Origin of the sequence: Mobilicoccus pelagius NBRC 104925, assembly GCF_000247995.1 — a bacterium.
In the GTDB taxonomy this organism is placed as follows: domain Bacteria; phylum Actinomycetota; class Actinomycetes; order Actinomycetales; family Dermatophilaceae; genus Mobilicoccus; species Mobilicoccus pelagius.
This window is the reverse complement of sequence record NZ_BAFE01000076.1, coordinates 1-15,510: the sequence shown is the minus strand read 5'-3', so window position 1 is coordinate 15,510 and position 15,510 is coordinate 1. Positions and strand designations below refer to the sequence as shown.

Annotated in this window: 10 protein-coding genes; 2 read left to right on the top strand and 8 right to left on the bottom strand. The window is 69.8% G+C overall.

The genetic code is table 11. The annotated features are described in order from the left end of the window. Window positions 1–273 precede the first annotated feature (273 nt). From MOPEL_RS11620 to MOPEL_RS11585, 8 genes are all read right to left on the bottom strand, one after another. Window positions 274–2,076 (bottom strand): acetyl/propionyl/methylcrotonyl-CoA carboxylase subunit alpha, encoded by a 1,803-nt coding sequence (locus MOPEL_RS11620; RefSeq protein WP_009483107.1) that lies wholly within the window; start codon window positions 2,074–2,076, stop codon window positions 274–276. A 109-nt stretch (window positions 2,077–2,185) separates the two neighbouring features. Beyond that, window positions 2,186–2,818, bottom strand: coding sequence for a hypothetical protein (locus tag MOPEL_RS11615; protein WP_009483106.1), 633 nt, complete (start codon window positions 2,816–2,818; stop codon window positions 2,186–2,188). Between the two features lie 393 nt (window positions 2,819–3,211). Next, window positions 3,212–4,975 carry an ABC transporter family substrate-binding protein gene (locus MOPEL_RS11610; RefSeq protein WP_009483105.1) on the bottom strand — a complete coding sequence of 588 codons (1,764 nt, stop codon included), beginning with the start codon at window positions 4,973–4,975 and terminating at the stop codon, window positions 3,212–3,214. A gap of 194 nt (window positions 4,976–5,169) precedes the next feature. Then, the gene (locus tag MOPEL_RS11605) at window positions 5,170–6,897 is read right to left on the bottom strand and encodes an ABC transporter family substrate-binding protein (protein WP_009483104.1); all 1,728 of its coding nucleotides are present in this window, start codon (window positions 6,895–6,897) and stop codon (window positions 5,170–5,172) included. Continuing rightward, window positions 6,894–9,071 (bottom strand): ABC transporter ATP-binding protein, encoded by a 2,178-nt coding sequence (locus MOPEL_RS11600; protein ID WP_009483103.1) that lies wholly within the window; start codon window positions 9,069–9,071, stop codon window positions 6,894–6,896. Before MOPEL_RS11600 ends, MOPEL_RS11605 begins: the two co-directional genes overlap by 4 nt. After that, window positions 9,068–10,213, bottom strand: a complete 1,146-nt coding sequence (locus MOPEL_RS11595; protein ID WP_009483102.1) for an ABC transporter permease — start codon at window positions 10,211–10,213, stop codon at window positions 9,068–9,070. Before MOPEL_RS11595 ends, MOPEL_RS11600 begins: the two co-directional genes overlap by 4 nt. 1 nt (window position 10,214) lies before the next feature. Further along, on the bottom strand, window positions 10,215–11,204 hold the full coding sequence (locus MOPEL_RS11590; protein ID WP_040634311.1) for an ABC transporter permease: 990 nt from the start codon (window positions 11,202–11,204) through the stop codon (window positions 10,215–10,217). A gap of 407 nt (window positions 11,205–11,611) precedes the next feature. Continuing rightward, window positions 11,612–12,016 (bottom strand): MerR family transcriptional regulator, encoded by a 405-nt coding sequence (locus MOPEL_RS11585; RefSeq protein ID WP_040634273.1) that lies wholly within the window; start codon window positions 12,014–12,016, stop codon window positions 11,612–11,614. Between the two features lie 148 nt (window positions 12,017–12,164). Here MOPEL_RS11585 and MOPEL_RS11580 point away from each other — a divergent pair, with 148 nt between their 5' ends. Together MOPEL_RS11580 and MOPEL_RS11575 are read left to right on the top strand one after the other, a co-directional pair. Then, complete coding sequence (locus MOPEL_RS11580; protein ID WP_009483099.1) at window positions 12,165–13,340, top strand: acyl-CoA dehydrogenase family protein; 1,176 nt, start codon at window positions 12,165–12,167, stop codon at window positions 13,338–13,340. A gap of 190 nt (window positions 13,341–13,530) precedes the next feature. After that, window positions 13,531–15,141 (top strand): acyl-CoA carboxylase subunit beta, encoded by a 1,611-nt coding sequence (locus MOPEL_RS11575; protein ID WP_009483098.1) that lies wholly within the window; start codon window positions 13,531–13,533, stop codon window positions 15,139–15,141. Window positions 15,142–15,510: the final 369 nt, after the last annotated feature.

Here is a 15,510-nt window from a genome sequence, read left to right as displayed (position 1 = left end):
CCGATGCCGTTGTCCTTACTGCCCCACGCCTCGTGCGTGCGGGCGGGGAGGTCGTTCCCGGGGGCCGTCCGTCGTCGACGCGGCCTCGGCGAGGGGTGGCCGGCTGCGGCACCCGACCTCCTGCGGCTCGCCCCGAGGAGGCGACGTCGACGACGTTGCCTGGGCCGCCGTCGGCCGGGCCGACGCATGGGCCCCGCCACGCACGAGCGCCGGGAGGCGCCCCGTGGTGCTCCTCCCGACGCTCGGGTGAGGTTGCCGGTCGTGCTCGGGTTCTTACTCGGCGTCCTTGATCTCGGCGAGGACGGTGCCGCTGGTGACGGTCTCGCCGACGGCGGCCTTGAGTCCGGTGATGACACCGGCTTTGTGCGCGTTGATCGGCTGCTCCATCTTCATGGCCTCGAGGACGACGACGAGGTCGCCCTCGTTGACGGACGCGCCCTCCTCGACTGCGAGCTTGACGATCGTGCCCTGCATGGGTGCGGTGAGCGAGTCGCCGGACGCGGCGGCGCCGCCACGGCCACCGGCGCTGGAGCGGCGGGGAGCCTTGCGACGGGCGGTCGTGCCGCCACCGCCACCGTTACCGCCGATGGCGAGGTCGCCGGGGAGGCTGACCTCGAGGCGCTTGCCGCCGACCTCGACGACGACCTTCTGGCGGTCGGCCTCTTCGCTCGCGGCGTCCGCGGTGGGGCCGGAGTAGGGCTCGATCTCGTTCTCGAACTCGGTCTCGATCCAGCGGGTGTGGACGGAGAACGGCTCGTCGCCCTCGGGTGCGAAGGCAGGGTCGTCGACGACGACGCGGTGGAAGGTGAGTGCGGTAGGCATGCCCTCGACCTCGAACTCGGCGAGCGCTCGGCGCGAACGCTCGAGCGCCTGCTGACGTGTGGCGCCCGTGACGATGAGCTTGGCGAGCATCGAATCGAACTGACCGGAGATGACGTCGCCCTGCTCGATGCCTGAGTCGAGGCGGACACCGGGGCCGCTCGGCGGGGAGAACGTGAGCACGGTGCCCGGAGCGGGGAGGAAGCCGCGGCCCGGGTCCTCGCCGTTGATGCGGAACTCGAAGGAGTGACAGCGCTGGGCCGCGAGGAGGTCCTCCTGCGTGTAGCCGAGCTCCTCGCCGTTGGCGATGCGGAACATCTCACGGACGAGGTCGATGCCCGAGACCTCTTCGGTGACGGGGTGCTCGACCTGGAGGCGGGTGTTGACCTCGAGGAAGCTGATCGTGCCGTCGGCGGCGACGAGGTACTCGCAGGTGCCGGCGCCCTGGTACTCGGCCTCCTTGAGGATGGCGACCGAGGCACGGATGAGTTCGGCGTTCTGCTCGTCGGTGAGGAACGGGGCGGGCGCCTCCTCGACGAGCTTCTGGTTGCGACGCTGCAATGAGCAGTCACGCGTGGAGACGACGACGACGTTGCCGTGGGCGTCGGCGAGGCACTGGGTCTCGACGTGGCGCGGCTTGTCGAGGAACTTTTCGACGAGGCACTCGCCGCGGCCGAAGGCCGTCACGGCCTCGCGGACGGCGGAGTCGAAGAGTTCGGGGATCTCCTCCATCGTGCGGGCGACCTTGAGGCCACGTCCGCCACCGCCGTAGACGGCTTTGATGGCGATGGGCAGGCCGAACTCCTCCGCGAGGGCGACGACCTCGTCGGCGTCCTTGACCGGGTCCTTGGTGCCCGGGGCGAGAGGGGCGCCTGCCTTGACGGCGATGTGCTTGGCCTTGGCCTTGTCACCGAGGGCGTCGATGGCCTCGGGGGACGGGCCGATCCAGGTGAGGCCGGCGTCGATGACGGCCTGCGCGAAGTCCGCGTTCTCGGCGAGGAACCCATAGCCGGGGTGCACGGCGTCGGCGCCGGACTGCTTGGCGACGTCGAGCAGCTTCTCCTGCACGAGGTAGCTGTCACCGGGGGTCGAGCCCCCGAGGGCGTAGGCCTCGTCCGCGACCTTGACGTGGAGCGCGTCGCGGTCGGGGTCGGCGTAGACGGCGACGGACTTGATGCCGGAGTCCGTGCACGCGCGCGCGATACGGACGGCGATCTCGCCGCGGTTTGCGATCAAAACCTTGCTGATGGGCGCCATGATTCGGACTTTAGCGCGCTGCGGGGGGCGATGGTCGTCTTGCCGTCAACGGTCTCGTCGTGACCGGCGCCACACGAGCGGCGGGGGTGTTGCGCCGTGTCCGGTCGCCTCAGTGACGCCGGGAGCCGGCGCCGACGAGGAGGAGGACGAGGATGAGCGCCGCGGCGCCCCGACCGCTGAGGCCGGCGGGATCGCCGGAGTCGGAGCGTGCGTCGTGGGAGGCGATCCGGTCGAGCAGGCCCTGCAGCCCTCCTCGACCGGAGGCGCCGTCATCGGTGGATCCGGCCGCGAGGGCGTCGCGTCCCGCGGGGGAGTCCGGCGGGGCCGTGTAGACCTCGTGCGGGGCGGGGTCGTCGTGACGCGCCTTGGGCCGGGCGGTCGCGCTGTCGGAGGCGCCGCGGCCGTCACCCTCGGCACGGTCGCGGCGTGCCCCTTCGCGGGTGGTCCCCTCGTCGGTGGCCCCGTGGCCGCCCTCGGTGGCTCGACGCGTCGGGTCGGGTGTGCCGCCGCGGACGCGATCGGTGAAGGTGCCGGAGGGTCGTTCCGGGGCGTGCTTGCCCGCACCGCCACCGACGCCGTCCCGTGGGGGCGCCGTGGTGACGGTCGTCGTCGGTGTGGGCGCGGAGGCGGTGTTCGAGTTGCTCCGATGCTGTGCGACGTAGGAGAGGCCGAACATGCCTCCCCACGCCAGGGCGAGCACGCCGAGCAGCATCAGCATCGGTGCGAGGGCCGAGTTCTTCACGCCGCTCCTTCGTGCCGGGTCCGCACCGGGGTGCGCGTCGGATGTGCATCGGGTTCGGGCATCGGGGTCGCGCCCGTGGTCGTGTATCGGGTATGCGTCTCATCGTGCCTCATCGGGGCACGGGCTGATTCTCCGCCACGCGGCCCGGTTCCGCCGCTGCGGGGTGCGGGGTCCGTCCTCGCCCGTGCGGACCGCCGCGTCGGCGCCCCCCCGGGGTCGGGATGCTCAACCTTTCGTGTGGGGTTCGTGCGCGACGGTGACGGGCGAGAGCGACGGGGGCGTCGAGGCGGGGTCCTGATGGCCCAGAGGGGTTGATCGCGTCGCGGCCCGGCGTGGGCACTGCTCCCCGGCCCTCCTCCCCGTCCGCTCGGGGAGAACGACGGCCCAGGGGTGTCAGCGGTTCGCGGCGGCGGAGCCCTCGACCCAGCCGACGTCCTCCCAGCGGGGGGTGAGGGCGGCGAATCCGGAGGGGCCGAGGTTGGCGAGGCCGGCGCGGGTGGCGCGCAGCGCGGGGCCGTGCCAGAGGGGGACCTGCCCGTCGAGGGCGAGCCAGTCGCGTTCGACGTCGTTGACGGCGCGGGCGCGGGCGGCGTCGTCGGCGATGTCGGGGAGGGCGGCGATGCGGGCGTCGATCTCGGGTGTGCCGATGCCGGAGGCGTTGCCCGGCGACGTCGAGCACATCGTCTGGCACATCGCGGAGACGGGCGAGGGGGTGTCGGAGCCGCCGCCGGCGAGGAGGAGGTCGTAGTCCTTGTTCGCCATCGTCGTGCCGAACGCCGAGGCGGGGCGGGTGTCGATCCGCACGTCGACGCCGAGGGGACGGACCTGGGTCTGTACGGTCTGGGCGAGGGCGACGCCGAGGGGATCGTCACCGTGGAGGGTGAACCGGAGGGCGAGGGGCGTGCCGTCCTTCGTCCGCACGCCGTCGGCGCCCGGCGTCCATCCGGCGGCGTCGAGGGCGGCGCGGGCGGCGCCGGGGCCTCCGTTGCGAGGCGTGTTGTCGCGGGCCTCCGGCTGGAACGGCTGGTAGAGGGCCGAGTCGGCGGGCTTCTCGGTGTGGCCGAGGCCGCCGAAGCGGACGGCGAGGAGCTGCTCGCGGTCGAGTCCTTGCCGGACGGCGGCGCGGACGCGTCGGTCGGCGAGGACGGGGGATCCGGAGTTGAGGACGAGGACGGTCGTCGCGAGGCTCGGCCCGTGGCGGAGATCGAGGTCGGGCGCGCCGTCGATCTGGGCGCTGGCCGCGGGGTGGGAGACGTCGACGACGTCGAGTTCGCCCGCCCGGAACGCGGGGAGTGCCGCGGAGGGTTCGAGGCTGCGGAAGACGATGCGCTCGAGGACGGGCTCGTCGCCCCACCAACGGGGGCTGGGTTCGAGGGTGACCGTTCCTGCCTGCCGGTCGAGCGCGGCGATCGTCCAGGGGCCGGAGCGGAGCTCGGGGTGGGGCTCGTCTCTCATGAGGGTGTCGAAGGTGCCCTCCTCGGCGAGCCGGGGGTGGACGAGCCGGGTGAAGAGGTCGGTGACGGGGTGGACGTGCCCGCGGGTCGTGACGACGACCTCGTGTGGGTCCTTGCCGGGGGCGACGCGGCTGATCTGCGCGTAGGCGGTCGTGGGGACGGCGTTGAAGCCGCCCTTGTCGACGGGGGCGCGGTGGACCCGCCACGTCGCCTCGAAGGTGCGGTGGTCGATGGGGGTGCCGTCGTTCCACACCGCCCTCGGGTCGAGGCGGTAGGTGATCGTCGTGCCGTCGGCGGTGCGGCGCACGGTCGGCAGGGCCGTGAGGTACTCGCGGCGGGGGAGGACCTTCCCCTCGGGTGAGTAGCGGTAGAGGCCGGGGTCGGTGGCGGAGGTGACCTCTCGCCAGGGGGCGACGGTGCCGTCGACGTGGAACGCGTTGAGGTTCGCCGGGAGGCTCGCGAGGGGGAGGACGAGGGTGCCGCCCCGTGCGAGGTCGGCGCGGGGGTGGGGGTCGTCGGCGACGAGGTCGGCCGGTGCGGGGGACGGGGTGGGTGCGGCGGAGGCCGCGTCACCGGCGGGGGAGGAGGTGGTCGTGGGGGAGGTGGGGGCTGCCGCCCGGTCGACCGGTGCGGCGCAGGCGCCGAGAGCGAGGAAGCCGGCGAGCGCGCCGACGGCGGTGATGGTCCTGCGGCGCGGCGTCATCGTGACGTCCTCTCGTGATCTCCGGGTGGCGGCCCTCCCAGTGGGCGAAACATCGTGTCGTCCAAGCACATCCAAGTCGTTCGACCGGGTGGGGGCAAGGCGACGGGCCGGGCCCGTGCGGAGGATGTCCGCACGAACCCGGCCCGTGGTGTCTCACGTGAGGTGACTCCGGGTCACCTCGGTGGGGAGGTCGATCAGTTGTGCGTGGAGCCCTTCATCCAGCCCACGTCCTCCCACTTCGGGGTGACGGTGGTGTAGAGGGCGGGGCCGAAGTTGGCGAGACCCTGACGGTAGGCCGCGATGACCGGGCCGTTCCACAGTGGCATCTGGCCGAACTCCTGCATCCACTCCTTCTCGATCGCGTTGATCTCCTTGGCCTGCGCGGCCGGGTCGGAGATCGCACCGATCTTCTTGATTCGGGCGTCGAGCTCGGGCTTGCCCGTGGCGGAGTAGTTGCTCGTCGAGTCGGAGCAGTAGAACTGGCAGACCGCGCCGACGGGGCTGTTGGTGTTGGAGCTCCAGGCCATCGAGAGGAAGTCGAAGTCCTTCTTCTCCATGGTCGTGCCGAACGCGGAGCTCGGACGGACGTCGAGCTGGAGGTCGATGCCGACGGCCTTGAGCTGGTTCTGCGTCGTCTGCGCGAGGGCGGTCGACAGCGGGTCGTCACCGAAGGTCGTGTACTTGACCGTGGCCTTCTTGCCGTCCTTGGCGTAGAAGCCGTCGGCACCCTTGGCGTAGCCGGCGTCCTGGAGCGTCTTCTCCGCCGCGGCCTTGTCGAAGGTGACCGGCATGTTGTCCTCGGCCTCGGGCTGGAAGTTGTAGTACAGCGCCGAGCCGACGGGCTTCTCGGTGTAGTCGAGGCCGTTGAAGCGGACCTGCTTGAGCTGCTCGCGGTCGATGCCCTGCCAGATGGCCTTGCGGATGGCGACGTCCTTGAGCGAGGGGGCCTTCGTGTTGAAGACGTACACGCCGGTGGAGAGGCGCTGGCTGCGACGCAGCTCCATGTTCGGCGTGCCCTGGACCTGCTGGAGGCGGGCCTTGTTCGCGACGCCGGTCATGTCGATCTCGCCGTTCTTGAAGGCGGAGATCGTCGCCTGGTCCTCCATCTGGCGGAAGACGACCTGGTCGAGCAGCGGCTTGTTGCCCCACCACTTCTCGTTCGGCTTGAGGATGATCGTCTGGGCCTGCTTGTCGACCTTGTCGATCGTGAACGGGCCGGAGCGGAGCTCGGCGTGCACGTCGTTCTTCATGAGCTCGTTGAACGCGTCCTTGGTGCCGAGCTTCGGGTGGATGAGGCTACCGAAGATCTCCGTCACGGGGTAGAAGGGCTTCTTCATCGTGACGACGACCTCTTCGGGGGTCGAGCCCTGCTCGACCTTCTCGATGTCCTCGTAGCCCGTGGTGAGGATGTTGTTGAAGCCCTCCTTGTCGACGGGGGCGCGGTTGGCCTTCCACGTCGCCTCGAAGGACTTCCAGTCCATCTTGGTGCCGTCGTTCCAGACGGCCTTGGGGTTCATCTTGTAGGTGATGACCTCCTTGCCGTCCTTCTGCTCGATCTTCGGCATGTCCTGGAGGTACTCGGTGCGCGGCGAGGGCTTGCCCTCCGGGGTGTAGAGGTAGAGGCCCGGGTCGGTCGCGCGGGTGACGTCGCTCCACGCGCCCAGGTTGCCGTCGACGTGGAAGCCGTTGAAGTTCGTCGGGAACGACTCCATCGCCATCGTGACGGTGCCGCCCTGCTCGAGGGAGTTGCGGTCCTGCGGGTTGTTCGAGACCTTGTCGCTGACCTGGGAGTTGCCGGAGCCGGCGTTGCCCCCGTCCTTGCCGTCACCCTGGCCGGCGGACCCGCCGTCGGCGCAGGCGGAGAGAACCAGAGCGCTGCTCATGGCCGCGGCCAGAGCGATCTTGGTACGACGACTCTTCATCGAGTGTTCCTTTCCTGGGTCGTCCGCGACTGGGCGTCGGCGGCCGTCGTGCTGTGGGTCGAAACCCGGGTGGTGACCAGCTTCTCCTCGGGGTAGAAGCAGGCCTGCCGGTGATCTGCCGACCCGACGGTAACCAGCGGGGGCTCCTCGGTGCGGCAATGCTGACGGCGATTCTCGTCGAGACCGTTGTAGACCGGGCAGCGGGACATGAAGTCGCATCCCACGGGGCGGTCGAGCGGGCTCGGCAGGTCGCCGGAGAGCAGAATGCGCTGACGCGAGCGTTCCTTGACCGGGTCGGGCAGGGGGATCGCCGAGAGCAGCGAGCGCGTGTAGGGGTGGGTGGGGTTGTCGAACACCTCGTCGACGTCGCCGATCTCGACGAACTTGCCGAGGTACATCACGCCGACGCGGTCGGCGATGTGGCGGACGACGGCGAGGTCGTGCGCGACGAAGAGGTAGCTGATGCCGAGCTGGGCCTTGAGGTGGTCGAGCAGGTTGATGACGCCGGCCTGGATGGAGACGTCGAGGGCCGAGACCGGCTCGTCGAGGATGATGACCTTGGGGTTCAGGGCGAGGGCCCGGGCGATGCCGATGCGCTGGCGCTGACCGCCGGAGAACTGCGTGGGGAACCGGTTGAGGTGGTCGGGCATGAGACCGACGGTCTTCATGAGCTCCCGCACGCGGGCCTCGCACTCCTCCTTCTTCATGCCGAAGGTCTGGAGCGGCTCGGCGATGATCTCGAACACCGTGAACCGGGGGTCGAGGGCACCCATCGGGTCCTGGAAGACGAGCTGCACGTTGCGGCGCAGCGCCGTGATCTCGGCCTTCTTCTTGACGTCCTTGATCGAGGAGCCGAGGACGACGATGTTGCCGTTCGTCTTGGGCGACATCTCCATGATCTCGAGGAGCGTCGTCGTCTTGCCGCAGCCCGACTCGCCGACGATGGCGAGGCACTCGCCCTCGCGGATGTCGAAGCTGAGCCCGTCGACGGCCTTGACGTCACCGACCTGCCGCTTGAAGACGGCCCCCTTCATGAGGGGGAAGTGGCGGTGGAGGTTCTCGACGGAGAGGACGGTCTCACGTCGGTCGCGGGGCACCTCGTCGAGCTGACCCACGGCGACGGGCGGTACGGGGAAGATGTCCTCCGCGCCCTCGATGCCGAGGAGCTCCTCGCTGCGGATGCAGGCGGTGCGGTGCGTCGGCTCGACGAGGTCGAGGGGAGGCTCACCGTTCATGCAGGCCTCGATCGTGAGCGGGCACCGCGACGCGAAGGGGCAACCGGTGGGCTCGTGGATGAGGTTGGGGGGGTTGCCCTCGATGGGGACGAGGCTCCGCTTCTCACCCCGGTCGACGCGGGGGATCGAACCGAGGAGGCCGATCGTGTACGGCATGAGGGGCTTGCCGTAGAGGCGCTCCACGGGGCCCTTCTCCACGGGACGGCCCGCGTACATGACCATGACCTCGTCGGCGATGCCGGCGACGACCCCGAGGTCGTGCGTGATCATGATGACCGCGGCGCCGGTCTCCTTCTGGGCGACCTTGAGGACGTCGAGGATCTGGGCCTGGATCGTCACGTCGAGGGCCGTGGTGGGCTCGTCGGCGATGATGACGCGCGGGTTGTTCGCGATCGCGATGGCGATGACGACGCGCTGGCGCATACCGCCGGAGAACTCGTGCGGGTAGGAGTCGACGCGGGTCTGCGCGCTGGGGATGCCGACGATCTCGAGGAGCTCGATCGCGCGGGCCCGGGCGGCGGCGTCGTCGATGTCGCCGTGGACGCGCAGCGCCTCGATGATCTGGTCGCCGACGGTGTGGACGGGGGTGAGCGAGCTCAGCGGGTCCTGGAACACCATGGCGATGTCCTTGCCGCGGTGCGCGCTCATCTGCTTGTCGGAGAGGCCGAGCAGTTCCTTGCCGTTGTACGTGATCGAGCCGGTGACCTTGGCGTTGTCGGTGAGCAGCCCCATGATCGCGAGCGACGTGACGGACTTGCCGGAGCCGGACTCGCCGACGATGCCGAGGACCTCGCCGGGGTGGAGGTCGAAGTCCATGCCGCGGACGGCGTGGACGGAGCCGGCCTCGGTGCCGAACCGGACGTGGAGGTCACGGACCCGGAGGACGGGCTCCCCGCGACGGTCGGTGGGTGCGACGGTGCCGTCGATGGCGGTGCTCATGCCCGGCCTCCTGACTTGCTGTTCGGGTCGAGGGCGTCACGCAGACCGTCGCCGATGAGCGCGAGGGAGAAGGTGATCATCACGAGGCAGAGGGCCGGGCCCCAGAACATCCACGGGTAGGCGTAGAGCTGGCTGGCGGACTGCCCGATGAGGGAGCCGAGCGACACGTCGGGGGCGCGGACGCCGACGCCGAGGAACGACAGGGCCGTCTCGGAGATGATCGCGCCGTACGTGCCGGTGATGATGTTGATGATGAGCAGCGACCCGATGTTCGGGATGATGTGCCGGCGGATGATGTTCCAGTCGGAGACGCCCATGTACTGGGCGGCCTTGACGAACTCCCGCTCGCGCAGCGAGGCGGTCGTCGCACGGATGACACGGGCGAGGCCCATCCAGCCGAACGCGGTGAGCAGCAGGGCGAGGATGACGGCGCTGCCGCCGGTGGAGCCCATGAAGACCGCGACGATGAGGAAGTACGGCATGAGGATGAGCATGTCGAGGATCCACATGCCGGCCTTCTCGCGGCGGCCGCCCCAGAAGGCGATCGCGGTGCCGTAGACGGCGCCGATGAGCGGGGCGCCGATGCCGACGAACGCGGCGATGAGGAGCGACTTGCCGGTGCCGTGGACGAGCATCGCCCACAGGTCGATGCCGCCGCTGTTCGTGCCGAGGATGTGGCCGTCGGTGCCGGGGGGTGAGCCGAGGTTGAGGACGTCCTGGTCGTGGTACGTGAACGGGCGGCCCATGTTGCCGACGAGGGCGAACAGGGTGATGGCCGCGAGCATGATCAGCCCGAGGACGGCCCCCTTGTTGCGCAGGAGGCGTTTGAGGATGAGGACCGTCTTGTTGGTGATGCGTTCCTCGGCCTGCACCGGGTCCACGGAGCCGACGAGCTCGGGGGCGGCGGCGAGGAGGGGCGCGGCCACCGAGGAGGCGTCGAGGACGCCCTCGCGTTCGGCGGGGGACCCGCCCTGCGTGGCGACGGCCTCGGGGAGGGAGCTCATCGGGACGGCACCGCTGCCGAGACGTTCGGCCGAATTGGCGTTGTCCGCGATGGGGGTCTCGGGCAGGTAGTCACCCGCGTCCTCGAAGGAGGAACGACGGATGCCGTCGGCGGGTTCGAAGGTGTTGTTGTCGGTCATGTCAGCTCACCCGTGCTCTCGGGTCGACGATGGCGACGGACAGGTCGGCGAGGATGGCGCCGATGGCGAACATCAGGCCACCGAAGGCGATGCTCGCGACGGCGATGTTGACGCTCTGGCTCATCGTGATGGCGTCGAGCGTCCAGCGGCCGAGGCCCTGCCAGGCGAAGACCGTCTCGATGATGAACGTGCCGACGAAGATGCCCGGCAGCTGGAACGCGATGCTCTGGGCGACGGGGATGAACGACGTGCGCAGCGCGTGCTTGCGGATCGCCGTCATGCGGGTCAGGCCCTTGGCGCGGGCCGTGCGCACGTAGTCCGCGTTGACGTTGTCGAGGAGGAGCGAGCGCTGCAGGAGCGTGTAGCTCGCGTACGCGACGACGGTGAGCGCGATGGTCGGCAGAACGAGGTGCTGCATCTCGTCGAGGAACCGCGGCCACGTGCCCTCCGGCGGGCGGGCCGAGCGCATGCCGGTGACGTAGAGCAGTCGGGAGCCGGCGCTCTCGTTGATCTTGATGCCGCCCATCTGCACGAGGAGGTAGATGATCGGCGACGGGATGACCGAGATGAGGAACGTGCCGTACGTGATGACGCGGTCGCTCAGCTTGTACTGGCGGGCCGCGGCGACGACGCCGAGCGCGATGCCGATGAGGATCGACAGGAGCGTCGCGAGGAGCACGAGGCGGGCGCTGATGAAGGCGCGGGAGAAGAACTCGTCGTTGACGTGGGCGCCGGTGGGGCTGTAGCCCCAGTCCCAGTGGAGGACGATGTTCGTGAGCCACTGCCAGTAGCGGTCGACCGCGTTCATGTGCGGGTCGAGGTCGAGGAGACGCAGCTGGGTGTCGACCTGCTCCGGCGTGGGCCGGGGGGTGCGCTGCAGGAGCTGCGTCTGCGGTTTCATGAAGCTCACGGCCGCGAAGTAGGCGACGGACGTGGCCACGAAGATCATGACGACGTAGTTCGCGAGCCGCTTCAGGATGTAGACGATCAGGTCCATCGGCGCTGTCCTCCCGTGCAGGACGCCCCTCGGTGCGCCACGAGTCTGTGGGTCATCTCGTCGTTCCTCCCGTCGGACGGGGTCCATCGTCGCCGACTCGGCCCGGTGGCCGGGGCGGCATTCGTGGGTACCGCGCGCAGCCGGCCTCCGGTCGGAGGTGCCTGCGCATTGGCGTGAAGCTAGCACCGGCGCGAGGGGCCTCGCGGAGGAACCGGCGCAATTAGGTCGGTCATAGTAATGCGTTCGTGTTCCTGGGGGATACCGATCGGTAGGGCCGTCGCGTCGTGCGGGGGTCGGGCTCAGGGTGTGGGGCGCGGGAGGGCCCGTGGAGGCGGGATGACCTCGTCCTTCGGGAGCTCGGTGTCACCGGCGTCGCGGTGTCGCGCGCGAGCGGTGGCGGGTCAGCCTCGGAGGGAGTCGAGGTCCTCACGGCAGCGGCGCTCGAGGGTGCCGAGCTCGGTGAGGGCGACCTCGATGTCGGCGCGACGCTGCTCGAGGTCGGCGCGTCGTTCGTCGATCTGGGAGAGGAGGTACTCGAGCTGCCCGCGCTCGCCCGGCTGGTCGTCGTACATGTCGACGATGCGTCGGATCTCCTCGAGGGGGAAACCGAGTCGGCGTCCGCGGAGGACGAGGTCGAGTCGGATGCGATCGCGGCGGTGGAAGAGGCGGCGTGTCCCGTCCCGTTCGGGGGAGAGGAGCCCGAGGGACTCGTAGTGGCGGATCGTGCGATGGGTGACCCCGAACTCCTCCGCGACCTGGGCGATGGTGCGAGGCTCGTCGTCGGAGGGTGTCGGCCGGGTTGTCATGAGCCACACCGTGCTTTACGTTGACGTCAACGTCAAGCGAGACGGCGGGACTCGTGAGAGCCCGCCCGACCCACCGGCCGCCCCGCCACCCGGCGAGGCCCGGCCCGACCCAGCCACCCCAGACCTGACAGGTCGAGAAGGGACAACGATGTTCGAGCTCTCCGCGGACCACGAGGACTTCCGCCGTACCGTCCGCGACTTCGCCGAGTCCGAGATCGCCCCCCACGCCGCGCAGTGGGACAAGGAGCACCACTTCCCCGCCGACCTCATCCCGAAGATGGGTGAGCTCGGCCTGTTCGGCCTCGTCGTGCCGGAGGAGTTCGGCGGTCACGCGGGCGACGGCGGCGAGTTCACGTACCTGTGCCTCGCGATCGAGGAGCTCGGCCGCGTCGACCAGTCGATGGGCATCACGCTGCAGGCCGGTGTCGGTCTCGGCATCAACCCGATCCTCACGTACGGCACGCAGGAGCAGAAGGAGAAGTGGCTCCCCGACCTCGCTGCGGGTCGTGCGATGGCGGGCTTCGGCCTCACCGAGCCCGACGCGGGTTCCGACGCCGGCGCGACGAAGACCCGCGCGCGTCTCGAGGACGGCCAGTGGGTCGTCAACGGTGCGAAGGCGTTCATCACGAACTCCGGAACGTCGATCACGTCTGTCGTCACGGTCACCGCGCGCACGGGGGAGACGGCCGAGGGCAAGCCCGAGATCAGTGCGATCATGGTGCCGAACGGCACGCCCGGGTTCACGGTCGAGCCGGCCTACGACAAGCTCGGCTGGAACATCTCCGACACCCACGGCCTCACGTTCGAGGACGCCCGCGTGCCGGAGGAGAACCTCCTCGGTGAGCGAGGCCACGGGTTCAAGCAGTTCCTCGCAACCCTCGACGACGGCCGCATCGCGATCTCGGCCCTGTCTACCGGCTGCATCCAGCGGATGCTCGAGGAGGCGTCGGAGTACGCCCGTACCCGGATGGCGTTCGGTCGGCCCATCGGTGCGAACCAGGGCGTGAGCTTCAAGATCGCCGACCTCGCGGTCATGGCGGAGACGGCGCGTCTCCTCACGTACAAGGCGGCGTGGCTCAAGGACGAGATGCACGCGGGTCGCCGCTCGCACACCGAGGTCAAGAAGGCTGCGTCGATCGCCAAGGTCTACAGCAGCGAGGCCGCCGTGTCGGCCACGCGCATCGCGACGCAGATCTTCGGTGGCAACGGCTTCATGGAGGAGTACCCCGTCGCGCGGTTCTACCGCGACAGCAAGATCCTCGAGATCGGTGAGGGCACCTCCGAGGTGCAGCGCATGCTCATCGCGCGTTCGTACGGTCTCTGACCCACCCGTCCTCCCGCCCCGTTCTCGTCCCCGTGGCGATCTCGCCGCGGGGAGGGGCGGTCGCCGGGCGGCGCGTCGAACTCTGGCGCGCTTCGACCCGGACGGCCTCTCTCCCCGATAACCTGCACGTGTCGAGGCGGCGCATCCTCCGCGGCGCGCCTCCGAGTCCGTCCCGATCAGGAAGGTCGTCATGGCCGGCCCCCGTTCCGCATCCGCTTCCGTCGAGGGACCCTTCGCCCCGGCGACACCGGTCGAGAAGGGGGGTGACGCCCGGGTCGGGGACATTCGGCGGCGTCTCGCGGCCTCGCACGCCACGTCGGCCGCGCCGGGGGAGAAGGCGAAGGCCAAGCTCGAGTCGCAGAACAAGCTCTTCGTGCGTGACCGCATCGCGCTGCTCTTCGACGAGGGGAGCTTCGTCGAGGACGGGCGGTACGCGAACTCGACGGCAAAGGGTCTGCCGGCGGACGGCGTCGTCACCGGTCGAGGAACCGTGGAGGGGCGTCCGGCGATCGTCATCGCGAACGACCCGTCGGTGAAGGCGGGTTCGTGGGGTTCCCGCACGGTGGAGAAGATCATCCGGGCGACGGAGGCGGCGCTGCGGGAGGAGCTGCCGGTCTTCTGGTTCGTCGACTCGGCGGGCGCGCGCATCACCGACCAGGTGGAGATGTTCCCCGGTCGCCGTGGCGCGGGGCGCATCTTCCACAACCAGGTCGCGCTGTCGGGACGCGTGCCGCAGATCTGCTGTCTGTTCGGCCCGAGCGCTGCGGGTGGCGCCTACATCCCGAGCTTCACCGACGTCATCATCATGGTCGAGGGCAACGCCTCGATGTACCTGGGCAGCCCGCGCATGGCCGAGATGGTCGTGGGGGAGAAGGTGAGTCTCGAGGAGATGGGCGGTGCGCGGATGCACTGCACGGTCTCCGGGGTGGGCGACCTGCTCGTCGAGGACGACGCCGAGGCCATCGAGCTCGCGCGTCTGTACTTCTCCTACCTGCCGAGCACGTGGGAGCAGGAGCCGCCGGTCTACGAGGTCGACGAGCCTGCCGCGCCGCTCACGCCGTCGACGGTCCCCGAGGTGGAGAGCGTCCCCTTCGACGTCCACACGGTCATCGACGGACTCCTGGACGATGAGTCGTTCTTCGAGATCAAGCCCCTCTTCGCCCCCGAGCTCGTCATCGGGTTCGGACGCATGGAGGGCCGTACCGTCGGGATCGTCGCCAACAACTCCGCCGTCAAGGGAGGGGTGCTCTTCACCGATTCCGCGGACAAGGCGGCCCGCTTCGTCTGGCAGTGCGACGCCTACGGCATCCCGATCGTGTACCTCGCCGACGTCCCCGGGTTCATGGTGGGCTCGGAGGTCGAGCGCGGGGGGATCATCCGGCACGGCGCCAAGATGGTGAGCGCCGTGTCGGAGGCCACGGTGCCCCAGTTCTGCGTCGTGATCCGAAAGGCCTACGGAGCGGGGCTGTACGCGATGGGCGGTCCGGGCTTCGGGCCGGACGCGACGATCGCTCTCCCCACGGCCCGTATCGCGGTCATGGGTCCGGAGGCCGCGGTCAACGCGGTGTACGCGAACAAGATCGCCGAGATCGCCGACGAGACGGAGCGTGAGGAGTTCGTCGCCGCCCGTCGCGCGGAGTACGAGGCGGACGTCGACCTGGAGCGACTCGCCGCGGACCTCGTCATCGACAGCGTCGTCGAGGCCGACGCCCTGCGTGAGGATCTGCTCGCCCGGCTCACGTATGCCCGTGGTCGGGAGCGGTACTTCTCGCGGCGCCGGCACGGCGTCCCGCCGGTGTGACCGATCGGGGCGGGCACGGTCCCGGCCCCACGACCAGTGCGAATGGGCAGGTGTACGCCCGTCGCAGGATCGGCCCGGCCCACCCCGATGGAGGGGAGGGCCGGGCCGATTTGCATCCTGCGGGCCGGCCGTCCTATGGTTCTCGAGTTGTCCGAACGGGGATCGCAACCGCGAAACCCACACCGGATCGGCCGATTTGACCGAGACGGACGGACACAGTAAGTTTCAACAGGCCCGAACGGCCGGGAAACGAAGGTTTCGAACTGATGAAGTCCGAAACACGGAGTTGACACCGCAAGGTCGATCGGGTAAGGTTGAGGAGTTGCCCCGGAGGCGAACGCCGCACAAAGGCGCGAGTCACCGAGTGCA